This is a genomic window from Acinetobacter sp. Swhac1 (genome assembly GCF_013390985.1).
Classification (GTDB): Bacteria; Pseudomonadota; Gammaproteobacteria; order Pseudomonadales; family Moraxellaceae; genus Acinetobacter; species Acinetobacter towneri.
Genome location: NZ_JACASN010000001.1, coordinates 142600 through 165864, shown reverse-complemented (window position 1 = coordinate 165864; position 23265 = coordinate 142600). Strand labels below are relative to the sequence as shown.

Here is a 23265-nt window from a genome sequence, read left to right as displayed (position 1 = left end):
GAGAGGCGAATGCCACATCAACAGACTGGTATCGACAAAGCACAAATTTTGACCGAAGCTTTGCCGTATATTCAACGTTTTGCGGGCAAGACCCTTGTTGTAAAGTATGGCGGCAATGCCATGACTGATCCTGAGCTGGAAAGTTCTTTTGCACGTGACATTGTGCTGCTTAAAACAGTCGGATTAAACCCGATTGTCGTGCATGGTGGCGGCCCACAAGTAGATTCTATGCTTAAGCAATTGGGACGCGAGTCTGACCGTATTGACGGCATGCGTGTGACCGATCCTGCTACCATGGAAGTGGTGGAAATGGTGCTCGGTGGTAGTGTGAACAAGTCCATTGTGAATCTGATTAACCAACATGGTGGTCGCGCCATTGGTTTGACAGGTAAAGATGGTAATTTGATTCGTGCACAAAAATTATTGATGCAAAAAACCACCGAAACAGGCGAAGTCGAGCAGATTGACCTTGGTTTAGTCGGTGAAGTGGTTGGGGTAAAAACTGACGTTTTAGAAATGTTTACCAGCAGCGACTTTATTCCTGTCATAGCACCTTTAGGTGTCGATGATACAGGCAATACCTATAACATCAATGCCGACTTGGTGGCTGGTAAAGTTGCAGAAGCATTAGGTGCAGAAAAACTGATTCTACTCACCAATATTACTGGTGTGCTAGATGAAAATAAAAACTTATTGACCGGTTTGACTACGCAGGAAGTGGATCGTTTGATTGATACTGGTGTGATCTATGGCGGTATGATTCCTAAAGTTGGCTGTGCATTGGATGCAGTCAAAGGCGGTGTAATCAGCGCACATATTGTAGATGGTCGTGTGCCGCATGCAACCTTACTGGAAATCTTTACCGATCATGGAGTTGGTACTTTAATTACCAACCGAGTGCAGGCACGTAAGTAATAGTTCATTTGAGTGGGTTTGCACATTGTGCTAAGTCTGCAAAAGATTGAAAAGAGCTTCAAAGGAGGCTCTTTTTTTATGCCGTACAATAGTCATTTGTTGATTTTAAATGCCGAATCAGGCTGATTTGAGTAAAACAGAGTTCTGCTAAAAATCAGTCATCATAGTGTCATGCAGCTGTCCTAGTGTAAGAGAAAACACGAGGTATCTATGATGCTGCAAAAATTAAATCAATACCGTCAACAATTAAGTTTTCCATTAAGCAAAGTTGGCAAAGCACAGAAAAAAAATAGCAAAGCCACACAATATGCGTTTGAATGGGTCGAAAATTTAAAACAATTACAAGAGGTACAACGCTTTCGTGCTCAGCAATTTTCTAAACAATTTGGCATTGAGTTTGCGTCAGGGTTAGACCAAGACTTATATGATTTTAGCTGTGAACATGCTGTGCTTAGAGATAAAGCAACGGGTGAAATTGTGGCGTATACCCGTTTAAAACTTTGGCAAGGGCATGAGCTAGCCAACAGTTATAGTGCGCACGAGTTTAAAATTATAGATGAGTTAGGGCATCTCTCGAATATTGTCGAAATGGGGCGTACTTGTGTGCATCCACGTTATCGTTCAGGCAAAACACTCTCTATTTTATGGCTGAATTTAGTGCCTAAAGTGTTATGGGAAATGCGTGCCAAACACATGATTGGCTGTGTCAGTATTCGTTTGGAAGGTAATGAAGCACGCGCGTATCATACCCATCAAGCGATTCAACAATTGGCAGAAAATCAACGCTGCGATATTCAGTCACAGCAGCCGTTTGAGCCAAGTTGTCCAAGTCATAGCTTTAGCCAAGATGAACGAATACCTAAACTGTTTGATGTTTATCTGAAAATGAATGCTAAGCTGTCTGAGCAAGCATTTTATGACCGTGAGTTTAACTGTCTAGATTATTTTGTTTTGTTAGATGTGAAACAAATGGCGAAACATTTTATTCGCCAAAAGAAAGTGAAAGCATCTTAACTAGAATAATTAAGCAGAGATTTCTACAGCACTGCATATCTATGAAGTGGTACTGTAGAAATCTATTTATATTTTTCAGATTTGAATTATCCACATGGCTGATGCACAATAATCAGATAATTTCATTATTTGTATAAAGATAAGGCCTTATGTGTCAGTTGCTTGGAATGAATTGTGCGACACCTACCGATATTACCTTTTCATTTCGGGGATTTTCGCAGCGCGCAGGAATCACCTCAGATCATTCTGATGGCTTTGGCATTGCTTTTTTTGAAGATAAAGCTTGTCGTTTATTTGTTGATAACCAATCTGCAGTAGAATCACCTATTGCAGAATTGATCCGCAACTATCCCATCAAATCGCGCAATGTGATTGCCCATATTCGTAAAGCGACACAAGGCAAAATTAATTTAGAAAATTCGCATCCGTTTAGTCGTGAGTTGTGGGGACGCCAGTGGATTTTTGCCCATAATGGTGATTTACATGACTTTCATCCACGTTTATCAGGTCGTTTTACCCCTGTGGGCAATACCGACAGTGAACGAGCATTTTGTTATTTGTTAGATCAATTGGTAAATCGTTTTGGTTATGATGAACCTAGCCTGACACAAGTTTTTGATCTATTAGTCGAAATTTCTCCTACAATTGCAGAACATGGCACTTTTAATTTTTGTTTGTCCAATGGTCAGGCATTATTTAGTTATGCAGTGACCAAATTACATTGGTTGGTACGCGCTTATCCATTTCAACCTGCACAATTAATTGATTTAGATGTTGAGGTCGATTTTAGCCAAGTCACTACAGCAGAGGATTGTGTGGCAGTGATTACCACTGAACCCTTGACTCAAAATGAAACATGGACAGCATTTCAGCCAGGTGAAATGATTTTATTTCAACATGGACGCCCAATTAAAACCCAAATGACACATATTGCGCGTTTGGAACGTGAGCGTTTAAATCCTGAATTAAGACGGATCACCAAAGCGGATCAATACTAATTTATACGGGTATGTGTGGTTGAAAAATATTCATTTTATTATTGTATAATTCAATTAAATCAAGAATAAAAATGTATAAATTGGTTAATTAATAATTGATTCTTTTAGTCGGGTATTTTTGTTAAAATTTATTTAAATCAATGTCTTGTGTTGTTTTTGTGCGATTTAAACCAATCCCTACCAATTCGCTTCGTTTTTATTTATGGGAAATACTGCTACCATTCCACAGTATGATTAATCATTTATTTCTGTAAGGTGGTCGTATGAAGATGAAATGGATTCCAGAATACAACACTGGCATTGATGTGATTGACGATCAGCATAAACGTATCCTCGATTATATTAATGAAATTGTTGAAATTAACGATGGTACTGATCGAGCACGTGTAAAGCAGATTTTAGATAATATTATTGACTATACCCAGTCACATTTTACCTTTGAAGAATCATTACAAGAAGAAGCTGGCTATAATTACCGCGTACCACATAAACGTGTGCATGATTTATTCATTAAAAAAATTGAGTCTTATCGCGATCGTTTTGAAATGGGACAATCCATTGAAGGCGAATTGCATGAAGTCCTATCAAAATGGTTAATTAATCATATTCAACGCGATGATGCCGATTATGTTGGTGCTGTGAAAGAGAATATGATGGGCATTATTAAGGAAAATGAGAAGAAGAAAGGTAAAGGTTGGTTCGCTCGTTTCTTCTCATAAGTCTGAAGCCATAAAAAATGAAAGAATAAAAATTATAAATTTGCGCAGCAAACTGTCTAACGATAGTTTGCTTTTTTCTTTTTTGAGGTTTTGCTTTTCCTTGATGACAAAGGCAAAATAGCCGTAGATTTTTATTAGGACAGCGTCATGCAGGACAATGCTATGTCACGATGGTTATCGCCGCTGATGGCATTTGGTTTATCATTCATTATTATTGCCACACTCGCACCAATGACAGGTATTCAGGTTGAGCGCCAGCTCGACTTTTGGTTGTTGTGGTTAGCAACCATGCTGATTTTGGCATTACCGATTACTTATTTGGAAATTGCCTTAGCCAAACGCTCAAAAACGACAGCATTACAAGCACTTTCAAGTTTAACCCGTGATGCCGATGCTTCTCAAAAATGGCGTTTGGTGGGCTGGCTTGCAGTGGTGTTCATTCCATTTTTAGCAGGCGGTTTGTTGTCTAATGCTGCGCAAATTTTAAATCAATATGCCGCTGCAGACTTGGCTAGTCATGTCTTATTTGTGATTGTGGCTGTTTTAGCACTGGCATTGTCATTAGTTCCGCGTCAAATTTTATTGTTGTGTACTGCTGTTGCTATTGTGGCGGCTTTGGTTTTAGCAATGGTGATGGGTTCAGAACTTCCTGCATGGCAAGTCACCTCAATCGAGTTTAGTGAATGGGGCAGTGCAACCGTTTTGGCTTTGGTGGCCAGTGGTTTAGGCATGGGCTTGTACTGGCAAACCAGTTTGCCGCAAGTACAGCAACAATCTGCAGCAACTTCAACGGTATTGCCAATTTGGATTGCACAGCTATTGGCAGTCGTTGCTTTTGCATTCTTTGCCGTGCAAGCACAAATTCCAGCGTTGGCTTTGGTGGTGGCAACTGTTGCAGCAGCAGCGGTTCTATTGCAATTGGCACGTGAACAATTGGCACAACGTCAAATGGCGGTTGCGATTCAGTGGATTGTATTGATTGCAGCAACTTTGGTTTGGGCAATTCCTGCCATTGGTCCTGTATTTAATTTTGCCTTATTGCTTTGGGGCTTAGTTATTTGTTTGATTTACGCAATTTTTGCAGGCTGGATTATGAAAATCAGCCATTTGCGTAAAGCCATGAACTTTAGCAGTGAAGCCTTTTATAACATTTGGCGTATTGCGGTACGTGTGGTGTTACCTGTATCTATCGTAGTGGCGATGGTGGCGTTAATTGGACAGTGGATCGCATGATTCAAGTGGCGCAGGTTTGGGTGGCGTATGCCACACCAGAACAACAATGGCATGTGGCAGTCGCATTTCAGCAGGGTATGACTGTACTGGATGCAATCCAGCAAAGTGGACTTGTGACAGCAACGACATTGCCTGAACCGTTGATGGTGGGTGTTTTTGGCGTACGGGTTGAGCCGCAGCATGTATTACAAGCAGGTGATCGGGTTGAGATTTATCGTGCTTTGACCATTAATCCGAAAGATATTCGTCGTAAACGTGCCGCAAAGAACCCAGTAGGGCGTTATGCCAAAAGCAATCGCTTGAGACAATTGCAATGATTTAAAAAACCCCTCAGATGAATTTCAGTGAGGGGTTTCTTTTTATTCTAAAGCGGCTATAGTGGTGGCGCGTTGAGAATCGCTTCTTTCGATCCTGGTAGACCTGGTTGAGATTCTGGAATCGTTTCCAAGCCTTCAACTTTTTCTACAATACCATTTGGATTGAAAAAGATTTTCAAATGCTGACCATGCGCGGCAGGGATCTTGGCTTTTTTAGCATAAGTTCCTGGGATATAGTTGTAAATGTAGTCCCAACGTAATGGATTCATCGGATCGGCGATGGTTGGACTGCCCAGCAAAAAGCGGACTTGTTGATGACTCATACCGACTTGGACTTTAGACGCTTGAGCTTGGGTTAATGGTGTACCCTGTGGAATATCGACTTTATAAACGCCCAAGGTCGAACAGCCTGCGAGCAGTGAAGTGACCAATAACGTCAACATGATTTTTTGCATTTTGCTACACTATCCCAAATTAATTATGATGCATTTGATCTTGATCCAGTGTTAGATCATACTGCATCTTAACTTTGTTGCATATTCCAACTTTAATTTTGTTGAGAGACCTTTTTTCATGCCTATTTCAAATCAAGAATTACGCAAAGCTGGACTTAAAGTTACCCTTCCACGAATTAAAATCTTAGAATTATTAGAAAATTCAAAACAACATCATTTAAGTGCAGAAGATATCTACAAAACTTTACTCGATCAGGGTGAAGATGTGGGTTTAGCAACTGTGTATCGTGTGTTAACACAGTTTGAAGCTGCAGGCATTATTGAGCGTCATAATTTTGAGAACAATCATTCTGTGTTTGAAATTATGCAGGAAGATCACCACGACCACTTGGTTTGCTTGAACTGTAGCAAAGTGGTTGAATTTATTAACGATACCATTGAAAAAGAACAGCATGATGTAGCTGAAAAATTTGGTTTTGAGCTCACAGGGCACTCGCTGAATTTATATGGTTATTGTGATGCGCCAGAATGTCGTGAAGCCTTACGCAAGAAATAATTTGCTGTAAGCATAAAAAATAGGCTTCCGTATGGAAGCCTATTTTGTTTGTGTTTAAGCGTTGTTGTGATGTTATTGCCCATCGAAGGTAATATTCGAAGTTGCATGTAACAAGCGCTCGCCACCTTCTTCTGCAAGTTTGATTTGTAGACGCAAATCGTTTGGCGAGTCGGCGTGTTTAAGTGCATCTTTGTAGCTAATTTGTTTGGCTTTATAAAGATCGTATAACGCTTGGTCAAAGGTTTGCATACCCAACTCACGTGAACGCTTCATCAGGTCTTTAATTTCGTGCACATCACCTTTACGGATTAAATCTGCAATCAGTGGTGAGTTAATTAAAATTTCAATCGCAGCACGACGTGAGTTGCCATCTATGGTTGGAATTAATTGCTGTGCCACAATTGCTTTCAGGTTTAGCGATAAATCCATGAACAACTGGTTATGACGGTCTGCTTCAAAGAAGTGAATAATACGGTCAATTGCTTGGTTAGCGTTGTTGGCGTGTAGGGTGGCAAATACCAAGTGACCTGTTTCGGCAAAGGCAATTGCATAATCCATGGTTTCGCGGGAACGAATCTCACCAATCAGAATTACATCAGGCGCTTGACGCAAAGTATTTTTTAAGGCGATTTCAAAGGAGTCAGTATCAATTCCGACTTCACGCTGGGTAATAATACAGCCTGCATGTTCATGCACAAATTCAATCGGGTCTTCAATGGTAATGATATGACCTTTGGAGTTTTGGTTGCGGTAACCAATAATAGACGCCAAAGAAGTCGATTTACCTGTACCAGTCGCACCTACAAAAATGATGATGCCACGTTTGGTCATCGCCAAATCTTTGAGAATAGGTGGCAGTTTCAAGTCATCCATGGTCGGGATTTTGGTTTCAATCCGACGGAGTACCATGCCCGGCTCATCACGTTGTTGGAATGCGCTGACACGGAAACGTGCTGTTTTTTCACGGTTGGTAATCGCAAAGTTACATTCACGGGTTTCGGCAAATTCCTTGCGCTGTTTTTCACTCATAATTGAGTTAAGCAGCTGACCGACAATTTCACCTGTAAGTTTACTTTTGGCTACAGGCACAATTTGTCCATGAATTTTCATGGAAGGTTCAACATCGGCTGTAATAAACAAGTCAGACGCTTTTTGCTGAATCATTAAATTCAGTAAATCATTAAAGTCCATCGCGTATCTCGAATTTTAAACTTATAAGAATGATTCAGGCTGTTTTGCAACCGTACGAGCCGTTTGTGGGCTAATCACACCGCGCGATACCAAGTTTTTCAAACTCTGGTCAAGGGTGGTCATACCGTAGTTGGCACCAGTCTGAATTGCCGAGTACATTTGAGCTACTTTGTTTTCACGAATCAGGTTACGCACTGCAGGAATACCAATCATGATTTCATGCGCAGCTACACGACCACCACCATTTTTCTTGAGCAGGGATTGTGAAATGACGGCTTGTAAAGATTCAGACAACATGGCACGTACCATGTCTTTTTCTTCGGCAGGGAATACGTCAATCACACGGTCAATGGTTTTTGCTGCAGAGGTGGTGTGTAGCGTACCAAATACCAAGTGACCCGTTTCAGCAGCAGTCAGTGCCAAACGAATGGTTTCTAAGTCACGCATCTCACCCACTAGAATAATGTCAGGGTCTTCACGCAGTGCCGAACGTAATGCTTCGTTAAAGCCATGCGTATCACGGTGTACTTCTCGTTGGTTAACCAAACATTTTTTAGATTGGTGTACAAATTCGATTGGGTCTTCGACGGTCAGAATATGGTCGTAGCGATTGTCATTAATAAAGTCAATCATCGCGGCAAGTGTGGTTGATTTACCTGAACCCGTTGGGCCTGTCACCAATACCAAACCACGTGGATATTCACAAATATCTTTAAAGATTTGTCCCATGCCTAAATCTTCAAGGGTCAAAACTTTAGAAGGAATGGTACGGAATACTGCACCTGCACCACGGTTTTGGTTAAATGCGTTCACACGGAAACGAGCCACGTCTGGGACTTCAAAAGAAAAGTCCGTTTCTAGATTTTCTTCATAATCACGACGTTGTTTATCATTCATAATGTCGTACACTAATTTGTGTACTTCTTTATGTTCTAATGCTGGTAAGTTAATTCGACGAACTTCACCATCCACACGAATCAGTGGTGGCATGCCCGCAGATAAGTGTAAATCCGAAGCGCCGTTTTTAGCGGAGAACGCCAATAATTCTGTAATATCCATGAAAGTCCCCGAGATCAATTAAATCTTAATTATTTTGATAGAATAATACGGCTTTCCATCAGCTTAACCAACTGTTAGTTGCTGGACAAGGTAAAAAAAGATGAATGAAATGAGAAATGCATCAATGAATAATCTGCAGCTTATGCGCACTCAGGTTTTGCAACAAATTCAACAGGCATGCCAGTTGGCACAGCGCGAGCCAAATACGGTGCAATTGTTGGCAGTGTCTAAGACTCATCCGAGTGAAGCCTTGCGTGAAATGTATGTGACAGGGCAGCGCGCTTTTGGCGAAAATTATTTGCAAGAAGCTTTGGATAAAATGCAGGCCCTGAGTGATTTAGAAATTGAATGGCACTTTATTGGGCATGTGCAGCGCAATAAAACCAAACATTTGGCAGAAAAATTTGCATGGGTGCATGGGGTAGATCGTTTGATTATTGCCGAGCGTTTATCGAATCAGCGCGATGCTCAACAAGTGCCCCTGAATATTTGTTTACAAGTAAATATTGATGCGCAAGACACGAAGGATGGTTGTCAGCCGAGCGAAGTTGCAGAATTAGTCCGACAGATCAGCCAATTACCGCATTTAAAACTACGCGGTTTGATGGTGATTCCTGCACCTGATCATCCTCAAGCTTTTCAAGATGCCAAACAATTGTTTGATGCAGTGAAAGCACAACATGCACAACCTGAAGATTGGGATACTTTGAGTATGGGCATGTCGGGCGATTTAAATGCTGCAATTGCAGCAGGTTCAACCATGGTGCGGATTGGGACAGCATTATTTGGTGCACGTGACTATTCCAAGGCTTAATTACTAGATGAACAAAGAGTCTGCCAAGATTTTACAAATGCTATCTTGTACGTTTTAGCTGACATGAAATGCGGAATTTTGCGGCTAGTGCTGAAGGCTGGTTTTTCTTAATATGAACTTATCGGGAAACAGGGAGTTTCCTAAATAAGAAGAATAAGAAATAGAACAACACGGAAGTGCTTGGTACGACAGGAGTTATACCAAAAACTGAATCTAGAAAGCCTCGACAGGATGTCGAGGCTTTTTTAGTTATGTATGCTGTAAAGCTGTCAAAGTTTTGGCTTGTGTAGATTATTTTTAATAACCTTCACTATTTTTAGAAAGCGCCACTTCCGTCCAGTAAATAGGTGAAGTAGACATTCAAGATTTATTTTCTATCCAGATTCGAATACGGGCAATCAGTAAAAATAGCAAAAAACAGAACTGAAAGAAGCCTGTGAAAATGATGATCCAACCGCTATTTCCAGGTGTTTTTCTTGCATCCAACTCAATGACTAAAGTGCAGACGGTGAGAATGATTTCAAAAATTAAAACCGCTTTAAAAACCCAAGGTTTAGGGAAACGTATTAACCATGTGAGAAAAATAATACTTAAACTGGGCAATACAGCAAAGAGAACAATCGTTTTTATATCCATAAAATTAAGTACTTAAAGTGTGGGTGATTTTAAAATAAATTCAATACAACTTCATGGAAGCCTAAAATCTGAAATCTCACAGTCATTTCAATAATTCTTCAATCGACAAATAATCTTCAGATTTTAGGCAGTATTGGCTTTAACCCACCACATTGACTTCACTTGCCCCTGCACCCACTGGTTTGACTTGAATTTGCACAGGAATTCGTTCGTGCATTTCCTGAATATGCGAAATCAGCACCACTTTACGTCCCTGACTTTGCAGATGGTCTAAGGCATTCATCACCATGTGCAAGGAAGTCGGGTCGAGAGTGCCAAAGCCTTCATCAATAAATAGCGATTCCAGTTTCATTGAGCCAGATGCCATATTGGCAATTGCTAGTGCCAAAGCTAAAGAAACCAAAAAGGTTTCGCCACCCGATAAAGACAGAACAGGGCGAATTTCACTGTTCATATCTAAATCAATAATCGCCAACCCCAAACTGTCAGGAATACGATGCAACTGATAACGCGAACTCAGTGGCAGCAATTGCTGATTGGCGTATTCCACCAAAATATCCAAGTGATGTTCTTGAGCAATTTTCTTAAATTTCGTACCTTCTTTATGCCCAATTAAATCGTAAATACGTCCCCAGCGGTATTCTTCAGCTTTGATACTTTCAATTTGAGTTTGATAGGTAGCAAAAATCCCTTGATTGGTGCTATTCAGGCGTAGCTGTGCCTCAATCTCATTATAGTTTTGCTGTTGTTTGGCTTTGTCTGTTTGCAGCGCTGCCAGTTGCGTGGTGACCTCGTCAAAACTCAGTTGTGGCTGTTGCTTTAAGTGTTTTTGATATTGCTCTTCCAATGTTTGCCAAGCCGTTTTAGCACTCTCCAAACTGTTTTGTTGTTGCTGCAGCATGTTGCGTATTTGCTGATGTTCGGCATAAGAAATCTGTAAACATTTATCAATGATGCTGGCTTGAAAATGCGTGTGTGTCGCTTGCCACGTTGCAATGTGTTGCTGACATTCAGTGTGTTGCTGCATGCGCTGTTGAATTCTACTATCCAAACCATGTTTTTGCAGTTGTAAGTCTTTTAACACCTGTTCTGCTTGATTAAGTACAGTTCGTTGTGTGCTAAGTGCAAGATTGAGTTGCTGTTGTTGCTGATCTAAAGCCTGCTGCCATTCTTGATAGGTCTGATATTCACATCCCGCATGAGTTCTTGTAAGCTGCTTAATTTGATCACGCAGCTCACTTCCTGCAGTTTTAATCTGCTGCAGTTGTAGGGTTTTCTCTGCATGTTGCTGTTGTAAAAATAGCAACTTTTCTTGCACTTGCTGCTGTTGTTGAGTCAGTTGTTCAATCGTTTTGCTCAGTTGAACTTGCTGCTGCTGCAAGTGATGACGTTGCTCTAACTGTTGTAAGGCATTTTGATAGTATTCAATCGGTTGATTGAGCCAAGCGTGTCTTTGTTCTGCATCTAAAAGCGACAAAATAGGCTGTAAACGCTGAGCGAGGTCTTGGCGTTGTTGAATAGCATATTTGAGTTGTTCTGCCTGCTGTGCAGCACTGCGCCATTGTTTCAGGGTATCGTTTGCTTGTTGAATACTCTGCTGCAAGTGTTGAGTGGATTGATGTGTTGTTGCCCAATGTTGCTGTACGTGTTCAATTTGCTTTGCAACAGGCAGCGCTGCATCCAAATCTAAAGATAAGGATGTTGCAAGCTGTTGCACCAATGTCTGTTGTTGTTCAAGTTGCTGTTGCAGTTCAAGACTGCGTTGTTGTTGTTGATGATAAGTTGCATCGTATTGACTGCGAGCACGCTCCAATTGTTGTAGCTGTTTTTGCGCATGCTCAAATTCAGTTTTGGCCTGCTGCAATTGCTGATCCTGCAATTGGTTTAAAGCGTCACTGAGTAAATTTTCATGCTGAATAAACGGATGTTCATGGCTGCCGCAGACCATACAGGCTTCATTCGGTTTTAATTGGGCACGTAAATCCTGCACACTTTGATGCTGCAATAAACGCTGCTGTTCAAAGATCTGCTGTAATTGTTGCAAGGCTTGTTCAGTAATTTGCACTTGCTGCTGTTGGGTTTGAATTTGAGTCTGTGTCTGCTGTTGCAGACTTAAAGTTTCTTGCTGACGCTGTTGTAACTGCTCAAATAGGGTGGTCTGTTGTTGCCATTGTTCAAGTGCCTGTTGCAAGCGCTCTAAAACATGCACACTCTTTAAAGCATGTTGTAATTGCTGTTGCTCTGCCGTGAGTTGCTGCTCAAGTTGTTCAGGATGTTGATATTGTTTTTCCCAAACCAACAGTTGTTGCTGTGTATGTTGTTGTTGCTCAATTAAAGTATCTAATGCAGATTGGAACAGCGTAGGGTTTTGCTGACGTAGCTGCTGTTCAAGCTGCAAATAATCTTGCAGACGTTGCAACGTAAGGGCTAAATTATCATCAAAATTTGCCCATGCCGCAGTCTGTTTGAATTGCTGTTGTAAATGTTGCTGTTGTTGTTGCTCGGTTGCAAGTTGAGTCGTCAGTTGCTTCAAATTATTTTGCACAGGCTGAATTTGCTGCTCTGCAAATAATTTTTGTGCAGCATCCAAAGCGGTATATTGTTGAAGTTTGCTAGAAATTTCATGTTGTAACTGTGCCGCAATTTCAAGTTGTGGTTTCAATTGTTCAACATGCTGCTGCCATGCCTGAAGGTCTTTTTCCGCTTGCTGTTGCTGACTAATCGCTTGCTGTTGTGCGTATTCCGCTTGTTGCAAGTTTGGTTCAAATTTCAAAAGCTGATGATTCAGATTTTTTAGCTCGGTATCTGCTTGCTGACGCAAGACAAATTGCTCGCGGATGGTTTGAAATTCATCTAAATGTTTGAGCAATTGTTTTTGAGAGGCGAGTTTAAGATCGGCATCGACTTGAACATCATATATTTCTTTTTTAGCTTGGGTGCTGGCATAGAGTTCATGGCAATCTTTGTGCCATTTCACATCATTTTCATACAGTTTTTCGGTTTGGGTCAGCAAAGCTAATTGTTGACTTAGGTCATGTTGTTGGGTTTCTAAGTCTTTTAGTGTTTCATCGCTGAGGAGCACCACATGCCCCATGACATTTTCAAGATCTGTTCGCTTTTGTTTAATTTCACTAAATTTAACGGCTGCACGTTTACTGACTTCGGTAAAAATTTGCGAATTGGTTAAATATTCAAGCAAATCTGCCCGTTCATGGTCTTTGGCTTTTAGAAATGCCCCGACTTCCGATTGTGCCAATAATACTGCTCGAGTGAACTGCTCAAAGCTCAAGCCAATTAACTGCTCTACAATTGGCGTAGCTTCAGAAATTCTTTGATTTAAAACCCGTTGCTCATCTAGACAGGTAATGGCACGTTCAACTTTTAAGTTGCCATCCACTTTGTTGTGCGCACGACGAATTTGCCAACGTGCCGAATAGCGTTTTTGATCGAGCGCGATAAATTCAAGTTCTGCAAAGCCAGAAGTCGTACCACGACGTAAAATATGTTTAGAGTCTTTTAAGGAAATTTCTTTGCCTGCGGTATCGGTCAGACTGCCTGTAGCACCTCTTAAACGTGGAATTTCATCATAAAGTGCCAAACACATGGCATCCAGCAAAGTCGATTTACCTGCACCCGTTTTGCCCGTAATTGCAATTAAACCTGCCTGTGCTAATGGCTCATCTTCAAAATTGATGACATGAGTGCCTGCCAAAGATGCCAAATTATTTAAACTTAAACGTAAAATTTTCATGGCAAATCCTTAAGCTTTATTCTGATCAAGTTCTTGTTGGGCTTCGGCCAAAAGCTGTAAAAAATCTTGGCTCACTTCTGGGTCTGGTTGATAGCCCATTTTTTCCCATAAATCTAAAAATAATTTTTCAGGCGTTGGCGGTTCTAAATCAATTTTTGATTGTTGCAAGTTCGAGTTTTCACTATTTTGAAACCGTCGTGCAATACGCAGTAAACGATAGCGGTTGGCAGGTAGTGCTTGTTCAATTTGTTGACGTAAATCAATGGGTGGTGGCGCATCGCTGATATATTCAATTTCTAAAAAATGCCGTGCGCAGACTTCTGCAATTTCATCTTTTGGCAATTGATGAAGTTCTGTGATTAATTCAGAAAGTTCGCAGCGAATCCGAAGCAGCTCTACCGTGCGTGGAATAAGCAAGCTTTCATATTGGAAACGCTGTGCATCTGCCTGCAACGGATCAATTCTGACCTCAAGAACTTGGTGTTTATAATTCAGCTCGCTAAATGATAAGGGAATGGGTGAACCGCTATAACGGATATGCGGCTGTCCGACCTGTTGCGGTTTGTGTAAGTGTCCGAGTGCGACATAGTCAATCACCTCATCAAACAGTGCAGTCGATAAGGCCTCTTCATTCCCCACTACAATGGGGCGTTCTGAGTCGGAGGTTTCGCCGCCTTGCATGTGCGCATGTGACATTAAAATTAAGGCTTGATCGGGCTGTTTACGGGCTTTGGCTTCTGCAATGAGTTGTTGATGCAAATAAGCAACTGCAGATTGATTGTCACTGCTATGTTCATTTAAACCTGTAATTTCTGCACTGCGTAAATAGGGCAGGGTCAGACACCAGGCCACAATATTTTGCGCAGCATCATAAATAGGCACTAAGAGTTTATCTAAATCTAATTTTTGCTCAGCTGTTTTGCCAATCACGCCCACGGCTTTGGCGTTGAAGCGATCTAAAAAGGGTTCAACTTGCTCAATGCGATAGCCAGAGTCATGATTACCAGCAATCATTAAGGTTTGCATGTGTGGCGCAAGTGCATGCGCCTCGGTAAGGAATTGGTAGAGTTGTTTTTGAGCGCTCGAAGCAGGATTCACTACATCAAAAATATCGCCTGCAATGAGCAGGGCATTCGGCTGTTTGCTTTTAATTTGAGTTAAGAGCCAATTCAAAAATTCAGTATGTTCATATTCACGATCATGGTGATGGAAAAATTGCCCCAAATGCCAATCAGACGTATGTAAAAAATGAACAGCCATGCGTGTTCCAATCTTGATGTTGAATTATGAGATAACTTAACATAACTGAGCGCAACACTGCGGCAAAAAACCAGTTTTCTGCTTTTAAAGCGACAATTTAGGTCGCAGAAATTTTAAAGAGAAGAGAAAATAAAATCTGTCGCGATCTGTATAGAAAAATAGGAATAGTCAAAGTCTGATGCTAAATAAGCGAGATAAAAAAGGTCTTAAAAAATAAAGACCGACGATTCGAGTGATGATGAAATCGTCGGTCAAAGAAAAACTTGCGATACAGTAAAGCTTGGGCTGCTGTTCAAAGCATGACTGTATGCGATTTATTGCTTTAGTAGGTCACCGAAAATATTGTGGATGCCATACACATTAACGGTTGTTGTGACCTTGTAGCCTATATAACGTCAGGCTTTTGTATTCGGTTGACAATTTCATGAAAAAAAAACCAATTTTTTTTATACTAGGCTGAATCTTTTGTCTGAGTCTTCTTCATGGTATCGCTAAGCCGTTATTTTCTCTGGTTTTTCTTGTATTGCTTTGTGATGACCTGTATTTGTGGCATATTGGCTGCATTATTACCTGCGGGTGTAGGCGGGATTTTAACTGCAGTGCCTTATTTGGTTGCCATGATTTTAGTGCTGTATAAGTTTTTAAAACAACAACGCCGCGCACCGAATGACAAGGAACGCAAGACATTTACTTTGGGATTTAGCCTGATTTTCTGGGGCTATAACTTGGCATTTTTATTATTAGGTTTGGCCATATTCTCTCGCCAAAACCCAAGCATTTGGCAAGATTTTTTACAATATTTGCAAAAGCCACAATTTATAAGCGTGGTGGTGATCATGTTCTTGTTGATCGCAATTCCATTGTATCTGCTGACCTATTGGTTTTATGGTAAACAGGCACAGCGTATGGCAGTTAAAATGTTTGGCTGATAAAAGAAGTTGTTAATATCTGATTTTCTTCAAATATACATGATCAGTTATGTGATGATGATTTGCTTAGACTTGAACATTCAGTCTAAATCACGTATAGCTAAAACTATATTTTTCATCATGCTGAGATTGGAAGATGCATAAACCTTTGGTACTGGTAACAGGGGCAAGTGGTTTTATTGGTTCACAATTGTTGCCGTTTTTATTGCAACAGGATTATCGGGTGGTGGGGCTAACCCGACAGCCCAATCGAGTATCCAAACATCCACAATTACGCTGGATTCAGCAGTTAGATGAACTCGAAACCGACCAAATTGATTATGTGATTAATTTGGCGGGAGAAAGTATTGGGCAGGGCAGATGGACAGCAGCACGCAAACAAAAATTGCTTGATAGTCGAGTTCAGACCACACTGCACTTATATCAATATCTTGAAAAGCGCCGTATTTTCCCCAAGTGTATTATTTCAGGCTCGGCAGTGGGGTATTACGGAATTGACCCGCAGGAACAATGGTCAGCAGTATGTACCGAACACAGTGCAGCACAAGATATTTTTATGTCGCAGTTGTGCCAGCAATGGGAACAGGCTGCGTTAAGCTTCAGCCAGCAAAATACTAAAATTATGCGCTTGGGCGTGGTGTTTGGGCGCGGTGGTGGCATTTTACCGCAAATGTTATTACCAATTCGTTTAAATGCCGTCGGGCGGATTGGGCATGGACGGCAGCCTGTTGCATGGGTGCATATACAAGATGTTTTACAGGCCATTCACTGGTTAATGACGCAACCTGTAGACGCCAAAATTTTGAATGTGGTTGCACCTGAAAAAACCAGTCAGCAAGACTTTGCCGAAACCGCAGCTCGGCTTTTAAAACGTCGTCCATTTTTGGTGTTACCTGCTTTTGTCTTGCGTTGGTTATTGGGCGAGCAATCGCAATTGGTGCTGAATGGGCAATATGTTAAACCACAAGCGTTAGAACAAGCAGGCTATTGCTTTCAATATCCAAAACTTGAACAGGCGCTAGCGGCTTGTCTGGGTGCATGATCCTCTACTTAAACAGAGGATGCTGCTGAGTGTTATGCACAGATTGAGGTGGGCTGTAACTGCTTTGGATCATAAGCGGCAGGATCAACAATCGTTTCTTGCCCAAGCATGAGCTGTCTTAATAACTGCGCTGAAGCAGTGCCCATACATAAGCCATTACGGAAGTGTCCGAAATTCATCCATACATTATTTAGGCTTGGCACTTTGCCGATATACGGCACACCTGTAGGCGAGCCTGGACGTAAACCAGCCCATTGTTTCACAATGGGGAACTGTGCCAATTCAGGCACCATTTCAAAACAAGCCGTTAAAATATCTTGTTGGGTTTGCGGGTTTGGTGTGGTGTCAAAACCAACGTGACGCATACTGGAACCGCATAGCACATGCCCATCTTGACGTGGAATCAAGTACATCACCTTGTTCATGCACATGCTTGGCAACCATTGTGCAGGGGTTTTAAATAACACAATTTGCCCTTGTACAGGCTGTACAGGAATCTCTAAACCCAGTTGTGCCGCCCAGTGCTGTGACCATGCACCTGTCGCAAGTACGATATGATCTGCACGATGCAAGCGACCATCGGCAGATTGAATGGCTTGAATACGATCTTCAGTGATCTGAAATTGCTGAATTGGGCAGTGTTCAAAAAATCGCACGCGCGGATGTTGTTTCAAATATTGCGTGAGCGATTGTAATAAACGCGGATTGCGCACATTGGCAAGTTGTGAGAAATACAGGGCTTGTTTAAATTTGGGGTGGATATGCGGGTTAATTTGTTCGAGCTGTTCCCGATTCAGACATTCAGCTTGCTGCATCGGTTCATGATGACGTTCGGCATAATTTATACCAATCTCAAAATCATCTTCATCAAAAATCAACATGCCTGTTTCATGGATTTCAAAATCAATGCCTGTAATAGGTTTGAGTTTTTCATTCCATGCTTGGTACTGCGGTTTGGCAAATTGGGCTAAGTCATTGACCGCTTGAGGATAACGCCACGGATACATGGGAGAAAGAATTCCACCGCCCGCCCATGACGCCGCTTGTGCTGCTTGTTGTTGATCAAAAATACTGATAGAGCAGCCTTGCTCTACCAGTTCGAGTGCAGACAATAAACCGCTGATGCCCGCACCAATGATTGCGATGTGCATGAAAGTCGCCTGTTTATGCCATATCTTTAAGTTTGAGTGCTGCTTCTTCGGCAAAATACGTCCAAATACCATCTGCACCTGCACGGCGGCAACTCATGAGCGATTCAATAATCACGCTGTCTGACAACCAGCCATTTTGAATCGCGGCGGCAAGCATGGCGTATTCACCACTCACTTGATAGACAAAGGTTGGCACACCAAAGTTATCTTTCACTTCACGTACAATGTCTAAATAAGGCATGCCTGGTTTTACAATCACCATGTCTGCACCTTCTTGAATATCCAGTGCAATTTCATGCAAGGCTTCGGCACGGTTGCCAATATCCATTTGATAATTGTATTTGTTGCCGCCTTTTAGGTTGCTGGCAGAACCGACTGCATCACGGAAAGGACCGTAAAAGCTAGAGGCATATTTGGCTGAATAAGCCATGATAGAGGTATAGATATGCCCGTTGCTTTCCAACGCCTGACGAATCGCACCAATACGGCCATCCATCATGTCACTTGGCGCAACCACATCTGCACCCGCTTCGGCATGGCTTAAAGCCTGTTTAATTAGACATTCAACGGTTTCATCATTCAGTACATAGCCTGTGTCATCAATAATGCCATCTTGACCATGTGTGGTGTATGGGTCGAGTGCGCCATCGGTAATTAAGACCATTTCTGGCAATTCTTTTTTCAGCAGGCGTAGCGTGTTTTGCACCAAACCATCTTCACGCCATGCTGCTTCTGCGGTCAGGCTTTTGTCTTCTTGTGGTGTGACTGGAAATAATGCCAGTTTAGACACGCCCAACTGCATTAAACGCTCGGCTTTTTTGAGTAATAAGTCTGCCGATAAACGCTGAATATTGGGCATACTTGGAATATCTTGGGTTTGATTTTGTCCTGGTAAAACAAATACAGGATAAATCAAGTGATCTGTGGTTAAGTGAGTTTCGCGAACCATGGCGCGTAATTGATCATTTTTACGGATACGACGCATACGAGTGGCAGGAAATGCAGGGCGATTGAACGTATAGGTCATAAAAATCTCACTGATCAGTATTAAACTAGACGACTATTGTAGCCCCTTAAATTTCATTTGGGCATACATTGGCTGTTTTTATTGTTGGTAAATTGAGTTGTTTGGACTTTTGGGCACGTTATGAGTAATGCAGAGAAAAATTGGACTGGGAATATACATTTAGGCGCGAAAGTCGATATTGATGTCGTGCTAAGACAATTGGTCAATGCATTTAATGGATCGCCATTTTTTCAACACAATGGCATGAGCATGCGTGTGGTCGATGGTCAAATTGAAGCCTATATTGAGATGCAACCGTATATGGTGGGCAACGTGGCTTTCCAAATTTTACATGGTGGTGTTGCTGCAACCATTTTGGACAGTGTGGGCGGTATTGTGGCGATGGGTGAGTTATATAAAAGAACTGAACCTGACGACTTGCCCGATACCATAAAAAAAGTCACCCGTTTGGCTACGGTAGATATGCGGGTGGATTACTTAGCACCGGGACGCGGCAAGTATTTTATTGCCCGTGCGGAAACTTTGCGTTTAGGGCGTAAAGGCTGCACCATGCGTATGACGATGGTCAATGATGAAGATAAACCAATTGCAACGGCAATTGCGTCTTATGCCTATTAAAATCTAAGGTAGGGCGCGAACAATTGTGTTTTGCATAATTGGATGACTGTTTATTTTTGATTAGTTTATTGTTTTAAACATATAAGGAGTTGAGTGATCATCTCCTTTTTTTGTGTGCATGAAGAGTTTTTTGAATTGTGACAGTTTGTAGCGACTTAAGTTTTCTTTAAGTTTAGATTTCTATCTTGAGCATTGAGTTATTTTCTATCCAATGTGATGCACATGATCAAATTTAATTTTGATGCTCAATCATCCAGTCAAACGCATTTTCTGGATGCGAATTTTCATCAGAAAAAAAATAAAAAACAATTCAACGGGTATGCATCTGTAGCGCAGCCGTATAAACCACAAACGAACCCAAAACAGTTGAACCTAGAACAGCCACATTTAGATGTATTACACAGCTATGCCTCGGTGATTCAAGCACACACAACAGCACAACATTTAAATGTGACAACTGTGACCCAAGATGCTAGCAAACAACGCTTGGCATTAGAGCATTTTATTCGAGATAAATACCAAAAAGTCCATCAGGCATCCATAAATACTTTTTCAGATACCTTGTTTGCAGGCTATGTAAACCACGACATGCAAGTGGTGATTGGCATGCAACCATTGGGCGCAAACCAAGCCTTTTTGGAACAGTATTTAGGTGCACCCATTGAAACCATTTTAACCCAATTGAGCCAAGTGCCTGTAACGCGCGCGCAGATTGTTGAAATTGGCAACTTGGCAGCGCAAGACATGAGCAAAGCCAAATTGATGGTGGCTTTTTTGGTCTTTCACTTATCGCAGAACAATGTGTCGTGGGCAGTTTGCACAGGAACAGCAGCAGTGCGCTATGTGTTACAGCAAATGGGTTTGCATTTTCAGGTACTAGAAAAAGCCAACCCCGAAGCCTTGGGCGATGCACAGCATCAATGGGGCAGTTATTACCAACAGAAGCCTTATGTACTGGCGATTGACGTTGCAGCAGCGTTGGCGGTCACGCAACAGCAATATTGTTTTTATGCCTAAGGTCATGCAGAAAGGCGGAAATTGAAAGATGAATGAGTTATTTGAAAACCTGAATCACTATGCTCAAACAGACCCTGAGCGTGAAGCAATTGTGACGGCACAAACCACACTGAGTTATGCCACATTACAGCAACGGGTTGAGTTGCTCAGTGCAGAATTGGCAACTTATCAAGTACAGCGTTTGGCGTTGTGGGGTGTGAATCAGGCCGATTGGATTGTGGTCGATTTAGCCGCACGTAAAGCTGCAATGACAGTCATTCCTGTGCCTTTATTTTTTACTGCTGCACAAGTGCAACATTTACTGCAAGACAGCCAAGCGGAGTTGCTGTGTATTTTGACGGATACTGCACAAAGCGATACTCCGTCCAATGTTAACTCGGCTATTGGAAATACTGCTATTCCAGAAGCTTTGTTGGAGATGATTGATGCAGTTCAGGCACAGGTTTTGCCACCATCAGATTTATATCAAGGGCAGTTGTTTCGTCTAAGCGTTGAAACAGCACAACCGCATTTATCCCCAAATTCTGCTGAGCAGCCTACAAAAATTACTTATACCTCGGGCAGTACAGGTACACCCAAAAGTGTGTGTTTGGCAGAAGCCACCATCAATTCAATTACACACTCTTTAAGTCAGGCATTACAAAGTAGCCAGCTTGGGCGGCATTTGTGTCTAATTCCATTTGCAACATTGCTTGAAAATATCGCAGGCGTGTGTGTGCCTTTTCACATGGGACGTGCAGCGGTGGTGGGTGAAGTCAGCCAGTTCGGTTTGCTGTCCAACCATGAGTTTGATGTTTCACGCTTTGTCGATGCCGTGCAGCAATATCGCATTGAAAGCGTGATTTTATTGCCGCAAATGCTCAAAGCGATTGTGGAATATATCCATCAACACGGCGATTTGGGCTTGCGCACTTTGAAGTTTATTGCCGTGGGTGGTGGCAAGGTGTCTGCAGATTTACTCAAGCAGTGTCAGCAATTCAATTTACCTGTTTATGAAGGTTATGGTCTGTCTGAATGTGCATCGGTCGTGAGTTTAAACCTGCCTGAAGCTCGCAGAATTGGCAGTGTTGGCCGCGTATTGCCGCATGTTCAAGTCGAAATTGCTGCCAATCAAGAAGTGGTGGTCAAGGGCAGTGCCATGTTGGGATATATGCATGAACTTGGGCGTGAGCAGGATGCGGTATCAGCCGATATTCACACAGGCGATGCAGGTTATTTTGATGAAGATGGCTATTTATATATCACGGGGCGTATCAAGCAAATTATTGTCAGCAGTTTTGGGCGCAATATTTCACCAGAATGGGTTGAATCGAACAGTTTGAGTGAGCCTGAAATTCAACAGATTGCCGTGTTTGGTGAAGCGCAGCCGTCATTATCTGCAGTGATTTATGCCGAGGAACATCGTTCAGATGCGCAATTGGCAGCCGCGATTTATCGTGCCAATACCCGTATGCCTGATTATGCCCAAATTAAACACTGGTGCCGTGCTGAACAACCTTTTTCTTTAAATAATCAGATGTTAACCGATAACGGAAAATTGCGTAGAGCAGTCATTCAGCAACAGTATCAGACAGCTTTGGCACATCCTACAACGTATTTAATGGCTGATCTTGGAGATGTTTCACAGATAGACATCAACCTGTCAGTCATCAATAGAGATAGAGAGAAATCACATGAATATTGCACAACAGCAATTCAAACATTCCCCACAACAAATTAAAGATCGTTTGGTGGATCACGGTTGGGTTTTACTTAGAAATGAACATTATGATGTGAATGCGTTTAGTGGGCTGATGAGCAATATTTGCCAAAAGCTGACCTATGACCCTGCACGTGAAAATGTGACCCGACAATCGCAAAAAGTAGATGCAGGTACACAGGCAATGGGACTGCATATAGAAAATGGTTCAACCCCAATGCCGCCTGATATTATTGCTTTTTTTAGTGAAAAAAGTGCTTCGCGTGGTTCGCAGACTACTTTATGTGATGGACATGAGGTATGGCAAAAACTGCCTGACACACTGAAGCAGAAATTTGCTGAACCGATGACCATCAGCCGTTACTTACCCAAAGCGATGTGGCAAAAGTATGTGGCGACAGCACTCAATATTGCCGATGCCGTACAGGTCGGGCAGCAGGAACTCGCTCATTTTATTGAGATGATTCCTAGACAACGGATTCGCCCTGCGCATGATGAAGGCGTACAGTACGATTTAAGCATGCCGATGATTCGCCATGACAATTTAAAAGCTGTGCCTGCCTTTGCCAACACCTTGTTGGGGCCTTCTTATAATTACGAAAAGCCGCGTTTTTACTTTGCCGATGGCAGCGAAATCCAAGCGGAATTATTGGAAGAGTTGGCAGAGCGATGCGAGCGTGAAACCTCAGAAATTGACTGGCAAGATGGTGATGTGGTGCTCATTGATAACAAGCGCTTTATGCATGGCAGACGTGAAATATTGGTGCCATTAGAAGATCGTAAACTCTATATTTGTATGGGCTTGGGACTGAATCCTGCATTTTTATAATTGAGTTGTATCGAATATCTTAAAATTGAGAGTAT

Annotated in this window: 22 protein-coding genes; 14 read left to right on the top strand and 8 right to left on the bottom strand. The window is 41.9% G+C overall.

Annotated elements, in window-relative coordinates; genetic code table 11:
• Positions 1-9: 9 nt before the first annotated feature.
• The 6 genes from argB to HX743_RS00765 all read left to right on the top strand — a co-directional run bounded on the left by argB (position 10) and on the right by HX743_RS00765 (position 5196).
• Entirely contained in the window at positions 10-915 is a 906-nt protein-coding gene (gene argB / locus HX743_RS00790; RefSeq protein ID WP_168418240.1) for an acetylglutamate kinase, read from the top strand.
• 213 nt (positions 916-1128) lie between these two features.
• The gene (locus HX743_RS00785; protein ID WP_178318286.1) at positions 1129-1929 is read left to right on the top strand and encodes a GNAT family N-acetyltransferase; all 801 of its coding nucleotides are present in this window, start codon (positions 1129-1131) and stop codon (positions 1927-1929) included.
• A gap of 149 nt (positions 1930-2078) precedes the next feature.
• A complete protein-coding gene (locus HX743_RS00780; protein WP_178318248.1) occupies positions 2079-2927 on the top strand; it encodes a class II glutamine amidotransferase in 849 nt (282 codons plus the stop codon).
• A gap of 263 nt (positions 2928-3190) precedes the next feature.
• Positions 3191-3646, top strand: a complete 456-nt coding sequence (locus tag HX743_RS00775; protein WP_178318247.1) for a bacteriohemerythrin — start codon at positions 3191-3193, stop codon at positions 3644-3646.
• A gap of 147 nt (positions 3647-3793) precedes the next feature.
• Positions 3794-4879, top strand: a complete 1086-nt coding sequence (locus HX743_RS00770) for a hypothetical protein (protein ID WP_096902264.1) — start codon at positions 3794-3796, stop codon at positions 4877-4879.
• Positions 4876-5196 carry an RnfH family protein gene (locus HX743_RS00765; RefSeq protein ID WP_096902265.1) on the top strand — a complete coding sequence of 107 codons (321 nt, stop codon included), beginning with the start codon at positions 4876-4878 and terminating at the stop codon, positions 5194-5196. Before HX743_RS00770 ends, HX743_RS00765 begins: the two co-directional genes overlap by 4 nt.
• A gap of 56 nt (positions 5197-5252) precedes the next feature.
• On the opposite strand, the gene HX743_RS00760 is transcribed toward HX743_RS00765, so the two are convergent.
• Positions 5253-5651 carry an outer membrane protein assembly factor BamE gene (locus HX743_RS00760; protein WP_178318246.1) on the bottom strand — a complete coding sequence of 133 codons (399 nt, stop codon included), beginning with the start codon at positions 5649-5651 and terminating at the stop codon, positions 5253-5255.
• A gap of 118 nt (positions 5652-5769) precedes the next feature.
• On the opposite strand from HX743_RS00760, the gene fur reads away from it, so the two are divergent.
• Positions 5770-6207 carry a ferric iron uptake transcriptional regulator gene (gene fur / locus HX743_RS00755; RefSeq protein WP_004975325.1) on the top strand — a complete coding sequence of 146 codons (438 nt, stop codon included), beginning with the start codon at positions 5770-5772 and terminating at the stop codon, positions 6205-6207.
• A gap of 72 nt (positions 6208-6279) precedes the next feature.
• Here the strand turns inward: fur and HX743_RS00750 are convergent, their stop codons facing one another.
• Positions 6280-7398: a PilT/PilU family type 4a pilus ATPase gene (locus HX743_RS00750; protein ID WP_104852406.1), complete on the bottom strand. Its 1119-nt coding sequence runs from the start codon at positions 7396-7398 to the stop codon at positions 6280-6282.
• Between the two features lie 21 nt (positions 7399-7419).
• Complete coding sequence (locus tag HX743_RS00745) at positions 7420-8457, bottom strand: type IV pilus twitching motility protein PilT (protein ID WP_104852405.1); 1038 nt, start codon at positions 8455-8457, stop codon at positions 7420-7422.
• A 124-nt stretch (positions 8458-8581) separates the two neighbouring features.
• Here HX743_RS00745 and HX743_RS00740 point away from each other — a divergent pair, with 124 nt between their 5' ends.
• Positions 8582-9271: a YggS family pyridoxal phosphate-dependent enzyme gene (locus HX743_RS00740; RefSeq protein ID WP_167846204.1), complete on the top strand. Its 690-nt coding sequence runs from the start codon at positions 8582-8584 to the stop codon at positions 9269-9271.
• Between the two features lie 360 nt (positions 9272-9631).
• Here the strand turns inward: HX743_RS00740 and HX743_RS00735 are convergent, their stop codons facing one another.
• The 3 genes from HX743_RS00735 to HX743_RS00725 form a co-directional block, all read right to left on the bottom strand.
• Positions 9632-9907: a hypothetical protein gene (locus tag HX743_RS00735; protein ID WP_104852403.1), complete on the bottom strand. Its 276-nt coding sequence runs from the start codon at positions 9905-9907 to the stop codon at positions 9632-9634.
• Between the two features lie 139 nt (positions 9908-10046).
• Positions 10047-13658 (bottom strand): AAA family ATPase, encoded by a 3612-nt coding sequence (locus HX743_RS00730; protein WP_178318245.1) that lies wholly within the window; start codon positions 13656-13658, stop codon positions 10047-10049.
• A gap of 9 nt (positions 13659-13667) precedes the next feature.
• A complete protein-coding gene (locus HX743_RS00725) occupies positions 13668-14918 on the bottom strand; it encodes an exonuclease SbcCD subunit D C-terminal domain-containing protein (protein ID WP_178318244.1) in 1251 nt (416 codons plus the stop codon).
• A gap of 482 nt (positions 14919-15400) precedes the next feature.
• On the opposite strand from HX743_RS00725, the gene HX743_RS00720 reads away from it, so the two are divergent.
• Both HX743_RS00720 and HX743_RS00715 read left to right on the top strand, forming a co-directional pair.
• The gene (locus HX743_RS00720) at positions 15401-15847 is read left to right on the top strand and encodes an ABZJ_00895 family protein (protein WP_178318243.1); all 447 of its coding nucleotides are present in this window, start codon (positions 15401-15403) and stop codon (positions 15845-15847) included.
• A gap of 136 nt (positions 15848-15983) precedes the next feature.
• Positions 15984-16889: a TIGR01777 family oxidoreductase gene (locus HX743_RS00715; protein WP_178318242.1), complete on the top strand. Its 906-nt coding sequence runs from the start codon at positions 15984-15986 to the stop codon at positions 16887-16889.
• Between the two features lie 32 nt (positions 16890-16921).
• On the opposite strand, the gene thiO is transcribed toward HX743_RS00715, so the two are convergent.
• Positions 16922-18040: a glycine oxidase ThiO gene (gene thiO / locus HX743_RS00710; RefSeq protein ID WP_004975341.1), complete on the bottom strand. Its 1119-nt coding sequence runs from the start codon at positions 18038-18040 to the stop codon at positions 16922-16924.
• A gap of 13 nt (positions 18041-18053) precedes the next feature.
• Positions 18054-19067: a porphobilinogen synthase gene (gene hemB / locus HX743_RS00705; RefSeq protein ID WP_004975342.1), complete on the bottom strand. Its 1014-nt coding sequence runs from the start codon at positions 19065-19067 to the stop codon at positions 18054-18056.
• 120 nt (positions 19068-19187) lie between these two features.
• Between hemB and HX743_RS00700 the strand changes: the two genes are divergently transcribed.
• The 4 genes from HX743_RS00700 (at position 19188) to HX743_RS00685 (ending at position 23230) form a co-directional block, all read left to right on the top strand.
• Positions 19188-19685, top strand: coding sequence for a thioesterase family protein (locus HX743_RS00700; protein ID WP_096902274.1), 498 nt, complete (start codon positions 19188-19190; stop codon positions 19683-19685).
• A 222-nt stretch (positions 19686-19907) separates the two neighbouring features.
• Entirely contained in the window at positions 19908-20702 is a 795-nt protein-coding gene (locus HX743_RS00695; protein WP_178318241.1) for a thermostable hemolysin, read from the top strand.
• 28 nt (positions 20703-20730) lie between these two features.
• Entirely contained in the window at positions 20731-22422 is a 1692-nt protein-coding gene (locus HX743_RS00690; protein ID WP_178318240.1) for an AMP-binding protein, read from the top strand.
• Entirely contained in the window at positions 22376-23230 is an 855-nt protein-coding gene (locus HX743_RS00685; protein WP_178318239.1) for a TauD/TfdA family dioxygenase, read from the top strand. The genes HX743_RS00690 and HX743_RS00685 overlap by 47 nt, the downstream gene beginning before the upstream one ends.
• Positions 23231-23265: the final 35 nt, after the last annotated feature.